Origin of the sequence: Rhodanobacter lindaniclasticus (assembly GCF_004799035.1) — a bacterium.
GTDB classification, from domain to species: domain Bacteria; phylum Pseudomonadota; class Gammaproteobacteria; order Xanthomonadales; family Rhodanobacteraceae; genus Rhodanobacter; species Rhodanobacter lindaniclasticus.
Genome location: NZ_MWIO01000014.1, coordinates 1 through 17,721 on the forward strand (window position 1 = coordinate 1; position 17,721 = coordinate 17,721).

Genomic DNA, 17,721 nt, shown 5'->3' on the forward strand with positions numbered 1-17,721 from the left:
TTGTATACTCGACAGCGTCAGATGGTTATAAGAGACAGGCTGGATCTCCACTCGCTCGTTCAGGGTCAATTCGTTGTACGTTCTCATCGCAACAGCCTATGTCAGATGCGGCATGGTGTTGCACGTGGAGTTTGAGTCGGCCAAGCATTAATTGCCTCCGTCCCCTTATTTGCCGGGTCAGACCCGGCGTGATGCCGCGCTGATCACGGCGCCTTGCCGGCGTGCAGCTTCTGCACGATGGCCAGTGCCTGTTTCACGTGTTCGTCGGGACGCAGATGATCGGTCTCCGAGGAAAGCGTGGCGACGATCTTGCCGTCGCCGGCGATGACGAAGGTCGTGCGCGGGATGAACGCGTGGTCGATCGCCACGCCGCGCACGTCCTTCATGCCCGGACGTGCCTTCATCGCCTCCAGGCCGTAGGAAAGCGCAACCTTGACCTCGGCATCCGACGCGACCGGGAACTTGCCGGCGCAGTAGTCCGGGTCCGCCGAGAACACGTCGAGCCGATCGATGCTGTCGGCGGACACGCCGATGATGGTCGCACCGGCGGCATCGAACTTGTCCCGGTTGACCGCAAACGTGTGGGCTTCGAGGTCGCAGCCGCTGGTATAGGCCGAGGGATAGAAATACACCACCACTGGCCCTTTCTTCAGCGCGTCGGCCAGCGAGAAGGTGAACTGCTTGCCGGCCTGGCTGGCCTGGGCGGTGAAGGTCGGCGCGGTGGTGCCGGGGGTGAGCGCGGCGGCGGTCGCCGTCGCCGAAGCCAGCGCGAACAGCGCGCCCAATGCCATGGATCCCGCGAAATGCATTTTCATTGCCGTGACTCTCGTGAGGGAGCATTGTTCCGGCCCGGAACCATCCGGACCGATCGTGCCCGTTGGACGAAGAACGTGAAACCGGTGAAGCCACAGCTTACTTCGCCTGCGCCACAAGGGGGGTTACCTCTGGCCCGGTCATGCCTCACCCGCAATCCCGGCAACGCCGCCGCGCGCGGAACCGCACCCCAAAAGAAAACAGCCCGCCGGATGGCGGGCTGTCGGGGAACGCGATCACCGTTCGCCGGGTGTTCGCTAGAACGGAATCTCGTCGTCGGTGAAGCCGTTGTCGGCCGGGGCCGGCGAGGACGGACGCGAGGAGCCGCGGTCGTCGTTGCCGCGCGAGGAACCGCCGTAGTTGCCGCCACCCTGGCGCTGGCCGCTCTGCGGGCGCTCGCGCTGGTAACCGCCGCCGCCACCGCCGCCCTCGTTGCTGCCGAGCATCTGCATCTCGTTGGCGATGATGTCGGTGAAGTACTTTTCCACGCCATCCTTGCCGGTGAACTTGTCGGTGCGGATGGAACCCTCGATGTAGACCTGGCGACCCTTCTTCAGGTACTCGCCGGCGATCTCGCCGAGGCGGCCGAAGATCTTGATCCGGTGCCACTCGGTGCGTTCCTGCTTTTCGCCGCTCTGCTTGTCGGTCCACGACTCGGAGGTGGCCAGGCTGAAGCTGCACACGGTGGTGCCGCTGCCGGTGCTGCGCACCTCGGGGTCCGAGCCCAGGTTGCCGATCAGGATGACTTTGTTGACGCCACGTGCCATGGATGTGTCCTCGGTTGAGCCGGCCGCAAATTCTTCGTCGGGTTGCGGCCGGAGTGGTGAAACTGGCTGGCTATCATAACCGCCAGCGGGCCCCCGTCGAGCGGCCGGCAACCGACGCGGGCGTGGGCGCCGGCCCCGGCGCCCGTGCGTCCCGGGTGACGCCTCAGGCCAGCGTGGTGCCCGCCGTTTGGGGGTCGTCCTGGTCACCGGCGGACGGCAGGCGTTCGGTGCCGTAGCCAGCCGCGTCCCATGCCTCCAGCCCGCCCAGCAGCGGGCGCACCCGGCGATAGCCCTGCGCCATCAGCACCTTGGCCGCGCGGGCGGCGGATACCTCGTTCGGGCAGTTGCAGTAGAGCACCAGCTCGCGGTCGAACGGGATGTCGTGAACGGTGCGGTCGATGCCCTGCGCATCGATCAGCAGCGCGCCGGGCACGACGCGCGTATCGAGCTGGCGCGTGGCTTCCGGCCGCACGTCGACCACCACGGGGGCGCGCTCGGCGCGCATCGCCTGATGCAGTTCGTCGACCGTGATGCGCGCCATCCGCAGCGTGCGCAGCAGGCGGCGGCGTTGCCACCAGCGCGCCAGCACGTACAAGGCGAGCAACCCCAGCAGCAGCTGGATCGCCATCGTGCCGGCGCTGGCGATGGTGGACAGCACGCGGTCGACGCTCCTGGCGAAGGTGTAGCCCAGCCCGGTCCACAGCGCGGCCCACAGCAGCGAACCCATCCCGTCGAACAGAACGAATACCGGCCAGCGCAGTCCCATCGCCCCCACCAGCGAGGAGCCCACGGTGGACAGTCCCGGCACGAACTTGGCGATCAGCAGCACCTGCCCGCGCCAGCGCTGGAAACGCAATTCCGAGCGTTGCACGCAGGAGTCGGGCGACAGCGAGATGCGGCACAACAGGCGCATCACCCCGGCGCCGTAGCGCCGGCCGGCCACGTACCAGAACGAGTCGCCGAGCAGGCAGCCGGCCACCACCGCGGCCATCGTGCCGGCCAGCACCGGCGGGCCGCCGGCCGCTGCCAGTGACCCTGCCACCACCAGCGTGGGCACGGCCGGCAGCGGCGCGCCCAATTGGGTCACCAGCACGTTGAGGAACACCAGCAGCACGCCGTACTGCGCCATCAGCGCGATGATTTCGTGAGCCATCGGAGCAGTACTCGATGCAGCGAAGCCGCCGAGACTCCATCATTGGTCCGCCGATCGGCCAATGCAAACCCCGGCGAGAGCCCATCGCGCACCGCGGGCACGGCCCGCCGGCCCTTCGCGGTCCCGACAAACGGCGGGCAGTGCCCGCCCTATGCCGGCTGGGCTTCGCCGGCGGCCTGGCGACCGATCCGGCGCGAGCCGACGATCACCAGCGGCAACCACAACAGGGTGAACGCGGCGGCACACGCAAACACGCCATCCGGGCCGAGCCGCCCCAGCGCAATGCCGCCGAGCGCGCCGCCGACGAAGGCGCCGATGAACTGGCTGGTCGAATACGCGCCCATCGCCGCGCCGCGCAGATGCCCCGGCGCCAGCCGCGAGACCAGGCTGGGCAGCGCGGCCTCCAGCAGGTTGAAGGCGGAGAAGAACACCGCCGCGGCCACGCCGAACGCGGCCAGGTGGCTGCCGGACAGCGCAAAGCCGAGCAGCGCCAGCCCGATCGCCACCACGCAGACCGTCACGATGCGCAGGCTCTGCGCCACCTCGCGCATGTGGTGCAGGCTCGCGCCCATCACGAACGCGGCGACCGTCATCACCGGCAGGTACAGCTCCCAGTGCCGGTTCACCGGCAGGTGCAAGGTGTTCGCCAGCAGCAGCGGCAGGCCGACGAAGCTGGCGGTGAGCAGCGCGTGCAGGAAGAACACCGAACCGTTCAACACCAGCATGCGGCCGTCGCGCAGCATGGCCAGCACGGCCCCGAAACCCGCCGCCGCCGGCGCCTGGGCGCGCGCCGGCGTGGGCACGATCAGCCACAACAGCGCCAGCGAAACCAGCGCCAGGATCGAGGTGGCGCCGAACAGCCCGGGCAAGCCGGCGACCGCCTCCAGCGGCGGCCCCAGGATCAGCGCCAGCAGGAACGCCAGCCCGATCGACACGCCGATGATGCCCATCGCCTTGCCGCGGTTTTCCTCGGCGGTGAGATCCGCCGCCAGCGCGATGCCGGCACCGGCCACCGCGCCCATGCCCTGCACCGCGCGGCCGACCACGATGCCGGCCAGCGTATGCGACATGGCCGCGATCAGTCCGCCGATGGCGAACAGGATCAAGCCGATGGTGATCGCCGGCTTGCGCCCGATCCGGTCCGACAGCAGCCCCAGCGGAATCTGCAGCAGCACCTGGCCGATGCCGTACACGCCCAGCGCCAGCCCGATCATCAGGCCGGTCGCGTCGGGCATCGCTTTCGCGTACAGCGAAAACACCGGCATGATCAGGAACAGCCCGAACAGGCGCAGGCTGATCACGCAGGCCAGCGTCAACGCACTGCGTCGTTCGAGGCTGGAGAGTTTGCTCACCGGGAAAGAGGTGTCGGGACGGGCATGGCCCGCATTATAGGGGCGAGTCCCGCGCCGCCGTTTGCGGCGACATGTCGCGGCGCAAGTTCCTGCAGACCCTATAATCGCGCCTTACGCCGCTGCGATGCACCCATGAATTCGATGCCTGCCGACGCCACCCGCCCCGCCGACTTCGCCCAGGTGCGCGACCTCGCCGCCGCCGACATGCAGCGCGTCGACGCACTGATCCGCCGCCGGCTGTCCTCCGACGTGGTGCTGATCAACCAGATCGCCGACCACATCATCGCCTCCGGCGGCAAGCGGCTGCGCCCGATGCTGCACGTGCTGGCCGCCGGTGCCGCCGGCTACCGCGGCGAGCACCACATCAAGCTCGCCGCAATCATCGAGTTCATCCACACCTCCACCTTGCTGCACGACGACGTGGTCGACGAGTCCGACCTGCGCCGCGGCCGCAAGACCGCCAACGCGCTGTGGGGCAACGCCGCCAGCGTGCTGGTCGGCGACTTCCTCTACTCGCGCTCGTTCCAGCTGATGGTGGAACTGGACGACATGCGCATCATGCGCATCCTTGCCGACACCACCAACACCATCGCCGAAGGCGAAGTGCTGCAGCTGCTCAACATCGGCAACGCCGACGTCAGCGAGGCGGCCTATCTCGCCGTGATCGAACGCAAGACCGCCGTGCTGTTCGCTGCCGCCACCGAACTGGGCGGCATCCTCGGCGGCCTGCCCGAGGACCAGGTGGCCGCGCTGCGCCACTACGGCATGGAGCTGGGCTACGCGTTCCAGATCGCCGACGACCTGCTCGACTACACCAGCGACGCCGGCACCCTGGGCAAGAACATCGGCGACGACCTCGCCGAGGGCAAGCCGACTTTGCCGCTGATCTATGCGCTGGAAAAGGCGAGCCCGGAACAGGCGCAGTCGCTGCGCCACGCGATCGAACACGGCGGACTCGACTCGCTGGAACGCATCATCGCCTCGATCCGCGACTCCGGCGCCCTGGAACGCACCCGCGACCGCGCCCTGCGCCACGCCCGTGCTGCGCGCGAGGCCCTCGCCACCCTGCCGCCTTCGGCGCATCGCGACGCACTGGCCACGCTGGCCGATTACTCGGTGCAGCGCACGTTCTGAACGTTTTGCCCTTGGCGCGGACGTGGCCGTCCGCGCGTATGTGCAGGAGCGGGCGAGCAAAAGCCCAAGCTCAAAAGGGAGCAGAGGTCGAGATCAACCGCTCCCTCATTGAATCAACCACGGAAACCCACCGTTCAGCCCCCGGCGCTGGCAGTCGGGCCGTCGATCGGCCAGACTTCGGTGCATGTTCCGTCTGCGTCCAACCCGCTGGCTGTGGAGCCTCGCGGCAATGCTGTTGCCGCTGGCAGCGGCGCATGCGGCCGAGAACACCTGGCGCTACGACACCGTGCACAGCCAGATCGTCTTCAGCATCAGCCACAACGGCTACTCGCGGCCGTTCGGGCGGCTGCACATCGCGCGTGGCTGGTTGCGCTTCGACCCCGATGACTGGAGCACGGCGGCGACCGAACTGGACATCGACCTGGCCAGCCTGGACATGGGCGACGCCGACTGGAACAAGGCCGTATGCAAGCCGGCGCTGCTCGACTGCGCGACGCATCGCTACGCGCACTTCCGCAGCACCGGCGTGACGGGCAAGGACGAGCACCACGGCGTGCTGCACGGCGAGCTGACCCTGCGCGGTGTCACCCGCCCGCTGGACCTGGCCTTCACTTTCAACCGCGCCGCCCGGACCATCTACGAACTGCATGAGGTAGCCGGTTTCTCGGCCACGGCCAGCCTGGATCGCAACGACTTCGGCATCAGCGCCAACCCCAACTCCATCGGCGCCCACGCAAGCGTCTGGCTGGAGCTGGAAGCCACCCGCGAGCAACCGTCGACAAAGGATCAGCCATGAGCCTGCGCAACAACGATCGCCAATGGGGCGCGGTCAGCAAGTTCTTCCACTGGATCATCGCGCTGGCGATCATCGGCAACGGCATCTTCGGCCTGATGATGGACCTGGCCGGCTCGCCGATGCGCAAGCTCAACTGGCTGGCGCTGCACAAGTCGATCGGACTCACCGTGCTGGCGCTGGTGCTGTTGCGCATCGTGTGGCGCGCGTTCGATCGCCGCCCGCCGGACGCACCGATGCCACGCTGGCAGGCGCTGGCGGCGCACGCGATGCATGCCGTGCTGTACGTGGTGATCCTGGCAATCCCGCTCAGCGGCTGGTGGTTCAACTCGGTTACCGGCAAGCCGCTGCAATGGTTCAAGCAGTTCAACCTGCCAGCGCTGGCGGAGAAGAACGACGCGCTGCGCCACTTCGCGCACGGCGTGCACGAGTACCTGTTCTGGTTTCTCGTCCTGCTGCTGCTGGCCCACGTCGGCGGCGCGCTGAAGCATCATGTGTTCGACCAGGACAACGTGCTGCGCCGGATGCTTCCGTTCGGCCGACTGCGCGCGAACCCGCCCGAAGGAGACCGCCGATGAAACGCCTCGCCACTCTTCTGCTTGCCCTCGCCCTGCCCGGCCTGGCCGCCGCGGCGGACTACACCGTGCAGCCGGCGTCGAGCACGCTCGGCTTCAGCAGCACCTTCCAGGGCGAAACATTCCAGGGCCATTTCGGCCAGTGGAGCGCCGCGATCAGCTACGACCCGGCCAACCTGGCCGCATCGAAATTCGACGTGACCGTGCACACGGCCAGCGTGCAGACCGGCGACAGCGACCGCGATTCGGCGCTGCCCGGCGAGGCGTTTTTCGACGTGGCGAAGTATCCCGATGCCCATTTCGTCACCACCGGCTTCCGCAAGAGCGGCAACCAGGTAGTCGCCGACGGCACGCTCACCCTGCGCGGCGTGAGCAAGCCGGTGAGCCTGCAGGTGAACTTCGCCCCGCAAGGGAGCGGCGCCACGCTGGACGTGAGCGGCACGGTGCAGCGGCTTGATTTCGGCGTGGGCTCGGGCGAGTACGCCGACACCTCGGTGATCGGTGCCGAGGTGAAGATCACCGCGCACCTGCAGTTGGCCGCGAAGTAGACCCTCGATGAGCGACGCGTCCTGGTGGCGGCGCCTGCGCAGCCGGCTCCGGCACGAACCGGCGCGCGGGACCGCACCCACCGCGCGCGTCGATGACGGTTCCAGCCGCGTCGCCGACAGCCTGCGCAGCCTGCTCGACGACCCGGCGATCCCGCCTTCGGTGCGCAGCGAGCTGGCCGGCGAATTCCGCCGCATCGAAAGCATGCTGGCCCGGCTCGAACGCGGCGAGCTGCACGTGGCGGTGTTCGGTCGCGTCTCCGCCGGCAAGTCGGCGCTGGGCAACGCCCTGCTCGGGCGCGAGGCGTTCCGCGTCGGCGTCCTGCACGGCACCACCACGGACGCCGAACACGCCGTGCTCGACGAGGCGCAGCACGACGGCCTGGTGCTGATCGACACGCCCGGCATCAACGAGCTCGACGGCGAGGCGCGCGAGAAGCTGGCGTTCGACGTCGCCGAGGTCAGCGACCTGGTGATCTTCGTCTGCGACGGCGACCTCACCCGCGAGGAACTCGACGCGCTGAAGACGCTGGCCGCCACCCAGCGTCCGCTGCTGCTGGCGCTGAACAAGGCCGATCGCTACGGCGCCGACGAACGCGACGGCCTGCTCGACCACCTGCGCCAGCGCACCGCCGGCCTCGTCCGCACCGAGGACGTGCTGGCCGTCGCCGCGCACCCGACCCCGCAGCGCGTGGTGGAAGTCGACGCGCGCGGCCAGGAGCACGTCCACGAACAGCCGCGCGCGGCCGATGTCGCGGCGCTGCGCGAACGCCTGCTGGCGATCGCCGCGCGCGAAGGCAAGGCGCTGTCGGCGATCAACGCCGGCCTCTACGCCGGCCGCCTCACCGACCAGGTCAGCGCGCGCATCGCGCAAAACCGCAGGGCCGTGGCGGCGAAACTGATCCACAACTACTGCATCGCCAAGGGCGTCGCCGTGGCGCTCAACCCGATTCCGGTGGCCGACCTGCTCGCCGCCGCCGGGCTGGACGCGGCGATGGTGGTGCAGCTGTCGCGCGTCTACGGCCTGCCGCTGACCCGCGCCGAATCCGGTCGGCTGGTAGCGGTGATCTCGGCGCAGCTGGCTGCGCTGATGGGCGCGATCTGGGGCATGCAGCTGGTCGCCTCGGCACTGAAAGGCGTCAGCGCCGGCCTGTCGGTTGTGGTCACCGCCGCGGCGCAAGGCGCGCTGGGCTGGTACGCCACCGTGCTGATCGGCCGCGCTGCCGAACGCTACCTGGTCGGCGGCAAGTCCTGGGGCGAAGCCGGCGCCAAGCGCGCCGTCGCCGACGTCGTCGCCAGCCTGGACCGCGATTCGATCCTGCGCGAGGCACGCGAGGAAATCCTCAAGCGGCTGAAATCGCGCCGCGTCTAGTCCCGTGTCCCTCCCCCTGCTTGCAGGGGGAGGTCAGGAGGGGGTGAGCTTTTGACTTTGAGCCAAGATCAAGAGCGAACCCCGCCCTCCCAAAAGGGATTCCCTACGGTCACAACCCTCCCCTGCTGCGCAGGGGAGGGAGCTCACTTCGCGAGGAACGCGCGCACCGCCGCAGCGTCGAACGGCCAATCCAGCTCGCGCCCGTCGCGCGCATCGCGCAGCACCGGCACGCGGGTGCCGTAGCGCTGTTCCAGCTCGGGTGAATCGTCGACCCACTCGCTGTCGAAATCCGGCGCGCGCGCCTCGGCCATGATGGCGAGGGCCTTGTCGCACAGGTGGCAGTAATCGCGCTGGTAGAGGATGAGGTCGGACATGCTGCTGCGAATGGCTCGGGGCGCCGCGTAGAATAGCCGGTCAACCCCCAGCGCAGTCGCACAATCCATGGCCGTCAGCGTATTCGACCTGTTCAAGATCGGCATCGGGCCGTCCTCCTCGCACACCGTGGGGCCGATGCGCGCCACCGCGCGCTTCGCCGAGCGCTGGCTGGAGGAGAAGGGCGTGCTGGACCGCGTCGCCCGCGTGCGCGCCGAGCTGTACGGCTCGCTGGCCATGACCGGCCGCGGCCACGGCACCGACAAGGCCGTGCTGTTGGGTTTCGAGGGCCAACATCCGGACACGGTCGATCCCGACCAGATCCCCGCCACGCTCGGACGCATCCGCGGCACGGGCCGCATCCGCCTGCTCGGCAAGCGCGAGATCGCGTTCGACGAGAAGGCCGACCTGGTCTTCAACAAGCGCCAGAAGCTGCCATTCCACACCAACGGCATGCGCTTTTCCGCCTATGACGCCGACGGCAACGAACTGGCCACGCGCGACTACTACTCGGTCGGCGGCGGCTTCGTGGTCAACACCGACGAGGCGGCCGAAGACCGCATCGTCGCCGACACCACTGCCCAGCCCTACCCGTTCGGCACGGGCGACGAGATGCTGGCGCTGTGCAAGCAGCACCACCTGACCATCGCGCAGTTGATGATGGCCAACGAAAGCGTGTGGCGTCCCGAGGCGGAAACCCGCGCCGGCCTGCTCACCATCTGGCAGGCGATGAAGGACTGCGTCGAACGCGGCCTGCGTTCACCCGGCACCCTGCCCGGCGGACTGAAAGTGACGCGTCGCGCCCCCGCAATGCTGGACGACCTGCGCAACCAGCCCGAGGCCGCACTCAAGGATCCGCTGACCATCCTCGACTGGGTCAACCTCTACGCGCTGGCCGTGAACGAGGAAAACGCCGCTGGCGGCCGCGTGGTCACCGCACCCACCAACGGCGCGGCCGGCATCATCCCCGCCGTCGGCCACTACTACCTGCGCTTCTGTCCCAAGGCCGACGACGAAGGCATCATCGAGTACCTGCTCACCGCCGCCGCCATCGGCATCCTGTACAAGGAAAACGCCTCGATCTCCGGCGCCGAAGTCGGCTGCCAGGGCGAAGTCGGCGTGGCCTGCTCGATGGCCGCAGGCGGCCTCACCGCCGCGCTGGGCGGCAACGTGATGCAGGTGGAGAACGCCGCCGAGATCGGCATGGAACACAACCTCGGCCTCACCTGCGACCCCATCGGCGGCCTGGTGCAGATCCCCTGCATCGAACGCAACGCGATGGGCTCGGTCAAGGCCATCAACGCCAGCCGCATGGCGCTGAAGAGCGACGGCAAGCACCGCGTGTCGCTGGACAAGGTCATCAAGACCATGCGCGACACCGGCCGCGACATGAAGGACAAGTACAAGGAAACCTCGCGCGGCGGTTTGGCGGTGAACGTCATCGAGTGCTGAGCACGGGTGGCGGAATTTGCACTGATGAAAGCACCTGATGCATAAATGCGTCAGGGAGGCGCACGCCGCGACGACATCTCCGCCGATCTTTGCGACGATCCGGCCCAGGGCAGGGAGCGTTTTTGATCACGTTCAACGAAGATTCGCGAGTCAAGATCCCGGCACTGCTGCATCTGTCGCGGCTGGGCTACGACTACCTGTCGCTGAAGCAGGCACGTCGCGATGAGCGCAGCAATATTTTTCCGGAGATTCTCGAAGCAGCCCTGCTGCGCATCAACCCCGACCTGCACCGCCAGGACCTGTCCAGCCTGCTCGATGAAATCCGGCTGGACCTGCAGAACGAAGACCTCGGCAAGGCCTTCCACAAGCGCCTCACCGCACGCTCGGGCGTACGCCTGATCGACTTCGACGATCTCGACAACAACAGCTGGCATGCCGTCACCGAACTGCCGTTCGAAAACGGCGAGGACAACTTCCGCCCTGACATCACCCTGCTGGTCAACGGCCTGCCGCTGGCGATCATCGAGGTGAAGAAGCGCATGAATCGCGGCGGCGTGCTCGAAGAGCGCAGGCGCATGGATCGCCGCCACGCCAACCGCAAGTTCCGCCACTTCTTCAACCTGATCCAGCTGCAGGTGTTCTCCAACAACATGGAGTACGACGAAGCGGCCATCGACCCCGTGCAGGGCGCGTTCTACGCCGCGTCCACCTACGGCGAAGCGCACTTCAATTACTTCCGCGAAGAGCGTCAGGCCGAGCTTGCCGGCCTCATCGCGCCGCTGTCCGAAGCCACCGAAAACGCCATCCTCACCGACACCAACCTGGTCAGCATCAAGGGCACGCCGGAGTTCGAGCGCAACAAGGCCGCCGACACGCCGACCCACCGTCTGCTCACCTCGCTGTTCAGTCGCCAGCGGCTCGCCTTCATCCTGCAATACGCGTTCGCCTGGCTGGACGAGGAAGAGGGCATCCAGAAGCACGTGATGCGCTACCCGCAGCTGTTCGCCACGCTGGCCATCGCCGAGCGCCTGGCGGCGGGCGTGCGCAAGGGCATCATCTGGCACACCCAGGGCAGCGGCAAGACTGCGCTGGCCTACTACAACGTGCGCTTCCTCACCGACTGGTTCCGGCAGACCGGGCAGGTGCCGCGCTTCTATTTCATCGTCGACCGGCTGGACCTGCTCAAGCAGGCGCGCGACGAATTCCGCCTGCGCGGCCTCACCGTGCACGTGATCGACAGTCGCGACGCGTTCGCCCGCGACATCAAACAGGGCGGAGCCGCCCGCAACGACCGGGGCGCGGCCGAGATCACCGTGGTCAACATCCAGAAGTTCAAGGACGACCCGGATGTCGCCGCCGCGCAGGATTACAACCTTGCCGTGCAGCGCGTGTATTTCCTCGACGAGGTGCACCGAAGCTACAACCCGAAAGGCAGCTTCCTCGCCAACCTGGAACAGTCCGATCGCAGCGCGATCAAGATCGGCCTCACCGGCACGCCGCTGATCGGCGAGCAGTTGCAGTCCAAGGCGCTGTTCGGCGACTACATCCACAAGTACTACTACAACGCTTCGATCGCCGATGGCTACACCCTGCGCCTGATCCGCGAGGAAATCGCCACCCGCTACAGGATGCAGCTGCAGCAGGCACTGGCAGCGATCGAAGTGCAACAGGGCGGCATCGAGCGCAAGGCGCTGTACGCCCACAAGCACTTCGTCGGCGCCATGCTCGACTACATCCTGCGCGATTTCGTGCAGTCCCGTATTACCTTCGGCGACGACAGCATCGGCGGCATGGTGATCTGCGACAGCGCCGAGCAGGCACGCGAGCTGCACCGCCAGTTCCAGCAGCTCATGCAACAGGAGGCGCGGCCCATCGTGGCCGAGCCGGCCAACGACGCCACCTACCGGCAGGATCGCGTGGCCGAGGATGCCGCCCATTACGCCAGGCAGCCGCTCAGCGCCGCGCTGATCCTGCACGACGAGGGCGACAAGCAGTCGCGCGAGGACCAGGTCAAGGCCTACAAGAAGGGCCGGATCGACCTGCTGTTCGTCTACAACATGCTGCTCACCGGCTTCGACGCGCCGCGGCTCAAGAAGCTCTACTTCGGCCGCGTCATCAAGAACCACAACCTGCTGCAGGCGCTCACCCGGGTCAACCGCCGCTACGGCAGGTTCCGCTACGGCTACGTGGTGGATTTTGCGGACATCCAGGCCGAGTTCGACAGGGCCAATCGCGACTACTACGACGAGCTCACCGCCGAACTGGGCGACGAGATCGAGCACTACAGCCAGCTGTTCATGAGCGAGGCGGAGATCCGCGCCAGCGTCGAGGCCATCCGCGAGGCGCTGTTCGCCTTTTCGCTGGACGACGCCGAGCTGTTCTCGCAGCAGGTCGGCCAGATCCAGGATCGCCAGCAACTGCTTGCCATCGTCAAGGCGCTCACCCAGGCACGCGAGCTGTACAACCTGATCCGCCTCGGCGGCTACAAGGAACTGGCTGGCCAGTTGGATTTCCGCAAGCTGCGCGTACTGCACATCGAAGCCCAGAACGCGCTGGCCGCACTCAACCTCAAGCACCAGCTGGAACACGCCGACGACACCTCCGGCCTGCTCAACCAGGCGCTGGAAGACGTGATCTTCAAGTTCGAGAAAGTTGGCGAGGCCGAACTGAAGCTGGCCGACGAGCTGAAGGACATCCTGCGCCGCACCCGCGAAACCCTGGCTTCTACCCAGGACCCGCAAGACCCGGCCTGGATCAGCCTCAAGGACGAACTGGAGCGCCTGTTCAAGGCCAAGAAACTCAGCGAAGTGAGCCAGCAGGAGATGCAGGCGAACATCACCGCGCTGCGCGACATCGAACAGCACGCCCGCGCACTCAACCAGGCCAACGCCAACCTCGCCACCCGCTACGGCGGCGACACCAAGCTGATGCGCGTGCACAAGCGCCTGCTGGGCTCGCACCGCCTGGGCGACAACCAGACCCGCCTGCACGCCGCGCTGGTCGGCATCAAGCGCGACATGGACGGCGCCGTGCTCGGCAACCGCGAGCTGCTGGGCAACCCGGCGTTCTTCGAGCGCAGCGTGATGCCCATCGTGATGCGTCACTTCCTGGACAAGCCGCCCGAGCCAGACGCCGAAACTCGCCGCCTGATCCAGCGGCTGCTGGTGGGCGAATACCTGGGCGAATCCCAGGGGCGCCTGCCGTTCGAGCGGGGATGAACCCCCGTTTCTGGCAGCCCGGCGTCGACCGTGCTAGGGTTGCATCGCAAATGCTATGCAAGAGGATGCCGCCATGAAAACCGCCACCTTGCCGCCCCTGCGTGTCGCTCCCGAGCTGCGCCAGGCGGCCGAATCCGTGCTGCGCGAGGGCGAGACCTTGTCCAGTTTCATGGAACAGTCCCTGCGCGACGAGGTGAATCGCCGCCACATGCAAGCCGAGTTCATCGCCCGCGGTCTGGCGGCGCGGGAAGACGCCAAGCGCACAGGTGGGTACTTCACGGTCAATGAATCGCTCGCGGGCCTGGACGCCATTCTCGCCAAGCACAAGCCCGACGCCCAGTGAGTTTCCGGGTCCGGATCAGTCAGGCCGCGCAGCACGATCTCGAGCGCCTGCTGGATTTCCTCGCACCCGTGGACTACCCCGCGGCCTTGCGCGCACGCGCGGCGATCGAGCGCGGCTACGCGTTTCTGGCGGACATGCCATTTTCCTGCCGCAAGGTGGACGACGCCAACCCCTTCCTGCGCGAGCTGGTCATCCCTTTCGGCCACGCCGGCTACGTCGCCTTGTTCGACATCGAAGACGAGCACACCCTCACCATCCTCGCCGTCCGCCACCAGCGCGAAGACGACTACCACTGATGGGCGGCAACCGACCCCATCCCACCCCCACACAGACCGCCATGAACCCCAGCTACCAGCAACAGACTCGCGACCTGATCGACGGCCTCAAGGCCGTGTGCGCCAGCGCCGGCCTCGGCAACGACGGCAACGAATACAAGATCATCGTGCAGACCTTTCTGTACAAGCTGCTGTGCGACAAGTTCGCCTACGAAATGAAGCGCGCTTGCCCGGCGCTGGCCGGCGTGGATGACTGGATCGTCGGTTGGCAGGCACTACCCGAAGAGGCGCAGCAAGACCTGCAAGACATGCTGCCTGCGGAAACCCCGCGCCTCACCGCCGACCAGCTGATCCCCAGCCTGTTCAACCGCCAGAGCGAACCGGGCTTCGCCAAACTGTGGGACGACACCCTGATCGCCATCGCCGTGGCCAACAACGACATCTTCGCGGTGCAGACCGATGACGGCGAGAAGGTGGCGCTGTTCGACCGCCTCAGCGAATACGTCACCGGCAGCGCCGACAAGCGCGACGGCTTCGTGCGCGCGCTGTTCAACAAGCTGGTGGGGGTGAGCTTCGAGCGCCTGTTCGAGCAGAAGTACGACTTCTACGCCGCCCTGTTCGAATACCTGATCAAGGACTACAACAAGGACAACGGCGGCAAGTACGCCGAGTACTACACCCCGCACGCGGTGGCCACCATCATGGCCGACATCCTGGTGCCCCAAGCCGAGCGCGGCACCGTGAAAAACGTCACCTGCTACGACCCGGCGTCGGGCTCCGGCACCTTGCTGATGGCGCTGGCGCACGCGCTGGGCGAGGACCACTGCAGCATCTTCTCGCAGGACATCTCGCAGAAATCCTCCAGCCTGCTGCGCCTGAACCTGGTGCTCAACAAGCTGGTGCACTCCATCCCGCACATCACCCAGGGCAACACCATCCTGCATCCGGTGCACAAGGAGGGCAAAGCGCTGCGGCGCTTCGACTACATCGTCTCCAATCCGCCGTTCAAGATGGATTTCAGCGATTTCCGCGACGACCTGGAGTCCGACGCCAATACCAGCCGCTTCTTCGCCGGCATCCCCAAGGTGCCGGCCAAGGCGAAGGACAAGATGGCGATCTACCTCTTGTTCATCCAGCACATCATCGCCAGCCTCAAACCCGGCGGCAAAGCCGCCGTGGTCGTGCCGACCGGCTTCATCACCGCCGCCAGCGGCATCGAGCTGCGCATCCGCCAGAAGCTGGTGGACGAGAAGATGATTGCCGGCGTGGTCTCCATGCCCAGCAACATCTTCGCCACCACCGGTACCAACGTGTCGATCCTGTTTCTGGACAGGCCCGCACTCGACACCACGAACCGCGACGGCGTGGTGCTGATCGACGCCTCCGCGCTGGGCGAGAAGGTCAAGGAGGGAAAGAACCAGAAGACCCTGCTCAGCCACGCCGAAGAACAACGCATCGTGGCCACCTTCAACGCCCGCGAGGCCGTGGAGGATTTCTCGGTGGTGGTCGATCACGCGGCGATCGCGGCGAAGAATTATTCGCTGAGCGCGGGGCAGTATTTCGAGGTGAAGATCGAGTACTCCGACCTGTCTCCATCTGAATTTTCCAAGCGGATAGCCGGATTTAACGCAAGCCTGGGCGAGCTTTTTCAGCAGTCCAAGGCACTCGAGAAGGACATCGAAGAAAATATGTCGAAGTTGACCTATGAAGCTCAATAGCACCAACTTCAACGGCGACTGGAGCAACAAGACCCTCTCCGAACTCGGGACATTCGCCCGAGGAAAGTCCAGACATCGGCCTCGTAATGATCCAGCGTTGTACGCAGGTGGATTTCACCCGCTGATCCAGACTGGCGATGTCACCCAAGCCACATTTAAAATCACGAGCCATTCTGCGGCTTACAACGACGTGGGGCTTGCGCAAAGCAAGCTGTGGCCCGAAGGCACGTTGTGCATCACCATCGCTGCGAACATCGCTGAAACAGCGCTTTTGGGCTATCCAATGTGCTTTCCTGACAGCGTGGTCGGGTTTTCTGCCGATCCGGATGAAACAAGCGAAGTGTTCATGCACTACGTGTTCACCTACATCCGAAAAGCTATACAAAACTCCGTTACAGGCAGTATCCAAGACAACATCAATATCGAGTACCTGACCAATCTCAGTTTCAAAATTCCGAGCCTGGACGAGCAGGACAGAATCGCCGCCGTCCTCTCCGCCCTCGACGCCAAAATCGACCTCAATCACCGCATCAACGCGGAGCTGGAGGCGCTGGCGAAGACGATCTACGACTACTGGTTCGTGCAGTTCGACTTCCCCGACGTCCACGGCCGCCCGTACAAGTCCAGCGGCGGCGCGATGATCTGGAACGACACCCTCAAGCGCGAGATTCCGGCAGGGTGGGAGGCCGGTGTTCTCTCGGATATCGCCAAGATCACCATGGGCCAGTCACCCGCGGGGGACTCCTACAATGAGGATGGGCGAGGTGAGGTCTTCTTCCAGGGAAGTACGGATTTCGGAGCGCGATCGCCCGACGTCCGCATGTACACGACCGCTCCCGGGCGCATGGCGCGAGAAGGTGACATCCTCATGAGCGTTCGCGCACCTGTTGGCACGCTGAATATTGCCGATCGACCCTGCTGCATCGGGCGGGGTTTGGCAGCGCTCCGCGGTAAGGACGGTTCCGGCGGTTACCTGTATCGCGTGCTGATGGATCTGAAACAGGTCTTTGACCGCAGGAGCTCCGAAGGAACGACATTTGGTTCGATCAACAAAAACGACCTTTTCGGTTTGAGAGTGCTGATTCCGAAGCCAGAGGTGCGCCGGGCCTATGAAGAGATGGCACACAACTGGTTTCAGTTAGACGCGCTGAGAGACAAGGAAAGTCGAGAACTCACCCAACTCCGCGACTGGCTGCTCCCCCTGCTGATGAACGGCCAGGTGCGCGTGGCATGACCGTGCTGCGCTGTACCGCCAAGCTGCTCAAGCGCCTGAAGCAACCGACCAAACCACCGGAACCCGCGCCCGAGGCGAACCCGCTGGGCGAGTGGTATGCGGACATCGACTTCTGGCGCCGGCAGCCTTTCGTGGTGCTGCTCAACGCCGCCACCGGCGCGCTGCTGGTGCTGCCGGGCAACGCGGCGAACCTGCGCGTGCTGCACGAGCGCGCGCTGCTGCAATTCGCCGCGATCGCCGAGCACCACGGCCTGCGCGGGCCGGGCGTGGATGCGGAGCTGCACGGCTTCGACGCCGGCTTCGCCTTCGCCGCCACCCGCGACCGCAGCCTGCTGGCCTCGCTCAACCAGCGCAAGTTCGAGCTGTGGATGACGCTGGAACACAGCGAACGCTCGCTGCCGGAAGCGGCGGCGCGCGAATGGGATGGCTTGTTCAAGCACCCCGCGCTGGGCCGCAACACCCGCCACAACATGGAATACCACCGCCCGCTCGACCTGTTGCGCCAGCATCTGCTGCCGGCCGCGCAAGTCCTTCCGTTCGGCCGCACGTCGTGATCGGCACGCGAGGAAGAGCCAACCGCAGCGGCTCCATGCACTCCGACAGGT

The 17,721-nt window shown here is 66.3% G+C and carries 17 protein-coding genes; 12 read left to right on the forward strand and 5 right to left on the reverse strand.

Annotated features, from left to right (window positions below):
* Positions 1-203: 203 nt before the first annotated feature.
* From B1991_RS04440 to B1991_RS04455, 4 genes are all read right to left on the reverse strand, one after another.
* Positions 204-815: a peroxiredoxin gene (locus B1991_RS04440; RefSeq protein WP_136257507.1), complete on the reverse strand. Its 612-nt coding sequence runs from the start codon at positions 813-815 to the stop codon at positions 204-206.
* Positions 816-1,070: 255 nt separating this feature from the next.
* Positions 1,071-1,580 carry a single-stranded DNA-binding protein gene (gene ssb / locus B1991_RS04445; protein ID WP_136257508.1) on the reverse strand — a complete coding sequence of 170 codons (510 nt, stop codon included), beginning with the start codon at positions 1,578-1,580 and terminating at the stop codon, positions 1,071-1,073.
* Between the two features lie 163 nt (positions 1,581-1,743).
* Positions 1,744-2,733, reverse strand: coding sequence for a DedA family protein/thiosulfate sulfurtransferase GlpE (locus tag B1991_RS04450; protein WP_136257509.1), 990 nt, complete (start codon positions 2,731-2,733; stop codon positions 1,744-1,746).
* 149 nt (positions 2,734-2,882) lie between these two features.
* Positions 2,883-4,085 carry an MFS transporter gene (locus tag B1991_RS04455; RefSeq protein WP_136257510.1) on the reverse strand — a complete coding sequence of 401 codons (1,203 nt, stop codon included), beginning with the start codon at positions 4,083-4,085 and terminating at the stop codon, positions 2,883-2,885.
* Positions 4,086-4,217: 132 nt separating this feature from the next.
* On the opposite strand from B1991_RS04455, the gene B1991_RS04460 reads away from it, so the two are divergent.
* From B1991_RS04460 to B1991_RS04480, 5 genes are all read left to right on the forward strand, one after another.
* Positions 4,218-5,219, forward strand: coding sequence for a polyprenyl synthetase family protein (locus B1991_RS04460; RefSeq protein ID WP_136257511.1), 1,002 nt, complete (start codon positions 4,218-4,220; stop codon positions 5,217-5,219).
* Positions 5,220-5,403: 184 nt separating this feature from the next.
* Complete coding sequence (locus B1991_RS04465) at positions 5,404-6,015, forward strand: YceI family protein (RefSeq protein ID WP_136257512.1); 612 nt, start codon at positions 5,404-5,406, stop codon at positions 6,013-6,015.
* Complete coding sequence (locus B1991_RS04470; protein WP_136257513.1) at positions 6,012-6,590, forward strand: cytochrome b; 579 nt, start codon at positions 6,012-6,014, stop codon at positions 6,588-6,590. Before B1991_RS04465 ends, B1991_RS04470 begins: the two co-directional genes overlap by 4 nt.
* On the forward strand, positions 6,587-7,135 hold the full coding sequence (locus tag B1991_RS04475; RefSeq protein ID WP_136257514.1) for a YceI family protein: 549 nt from the start codon (positions 6,587-6,589) through the stop codon (positions 7,133-7,135). Before B1991_RS04470 ends, B1991_RS04475 begins: the two co-directional genes overlap by 4 nt.
* 7 nt (positions 7,136-7,142) lie before the next feature.
* Positions 7,143-8,504: a GTP-binding protein gene (locus B1991_RS04480; RefSeq protein WP_136257515.1), complete on the forward strand. Its 1,362-nt coding sequence runs from the start codon at positions 7,143-7,145 to the stop codon at positions 8,502-8,504.
* A gap of 143 nt (positions 8,505-8,647) precedes the next feature.
* Here B1991_RS04480 and B1991_RS04485 read toward each other — a convergent pair whose 3' ends face one another.
* The gene (locus tag B1991_RS04485) at positions 8,648-8,878 is read right to left on the reverse strand and encodes a glutaredoxin family protein (protein ID WP_136257516.1); all 231 of its coding nucleotides are present in this window, start codon (positions 8,876-8,878) and stop codon (positions 8,648-8,650) included.
* Positions 8,879-8,945: 67 nt separating this feature from the next.
* On the opposite strand from B1991_RS04485, the gene B1991_RS04490 reads away from it, so the two are divergent.
* From B1991_RS04490 to B1991_RS04520, 7 genes are all read left to right on the forward strand, one after another.
* Entirely contained in the window at positions 8,946-10,328 is a 1,383-nt protein-coding gene (locus B1991_RS04490) for an L-serine ammonia-lyase (RefSeq protein WP_136257517.1), read from the forward strand.
* 122 nt (positions 10,329-10,450) lie between these two features.
* Positions 10,451-13,546 (forward strand): type I restriction endonuclease subunit R, encoded by a 3,096-nt coding sequence (locus tag B1991_RS04495; RefSeq protein ID WP_246031052.1) that lies wholly within the window; start codon positions 10,451-10,453, stop codon positions 13,544-13,546.
* A 73-nt stretch (positions 13,547-13,619) separates the two neighbouring features.
* On the forward strand, positions 13,620-13,889 hold the full coding sequence (locus tag B1991_RS04500; protein WP_136257518.1) for a YlcI/YnfO family protein: 270 nt from the start codon (positions 13,620-13,622) through the stop codon (positions 13,887-13,889).
* The gene (locus tag B1991_RS04505; protein ID WP_008213279.1) at positions 13,886-14,185 is read left to right on the forward strand and encodes a type II toxin-antitoxin system RelE/ParE family toxin; all 300 of its coding nucleotides are present in this window, start codon (positions 13,886-13,888) and stop codon (positions 14,183-14,185) included. Before B1991_RS04500 ends, B1991_RS04505 begins: the two co-directional genes overlap by 4 nt.
* 41 nt (positions 14,186-14,226) lie before the next feature.
* Positions 14,227-15,882 carry an HsdM family class I SAM-dependent methyltransferase gene (locus tag B1991_RS04510; protein WP_246031053.1) on the forward strand — a complete coding sequence of 552 codons (1,656 nt, stop codon included), beginning with the start codon at positions 14,227-14,229 and terminating at the stop codon, positions 15,880-15,882.
* Complete coding sequence (locus B1991_RS04515; protein ID WP_136257520.1) at positions 15,869-17,116, forward strand: restriction endonuclease subunit S; 1,248 nt, start codon at positions 15,869-15,871, stop codon at positions 17,114-17,116. Before B1991_RS04510 ends, B1991_RS04515 begins: the two co-directional genes overlap by 14 nt.
* Positions 17,113-17,670 carry a DUF6933 domain-containing protein gene (locus tag B1991_RS04520; protein WP_136257521.1) on the forward strand — a complete coding sequence of 186 codons (558 nt, stop codon included), beginning with the start codon at positions 17,113-17,115 and terminating at the stop codon, positions 17,668-17,670. The genes B1991_RS04515 and B1991_RS04520 overlap by 4 nt, the downstream gene beginning before the upstream one ends.
* The last annotated feature ends 51 nt before the right edge of the window (positions 17,671-17,721 follow it).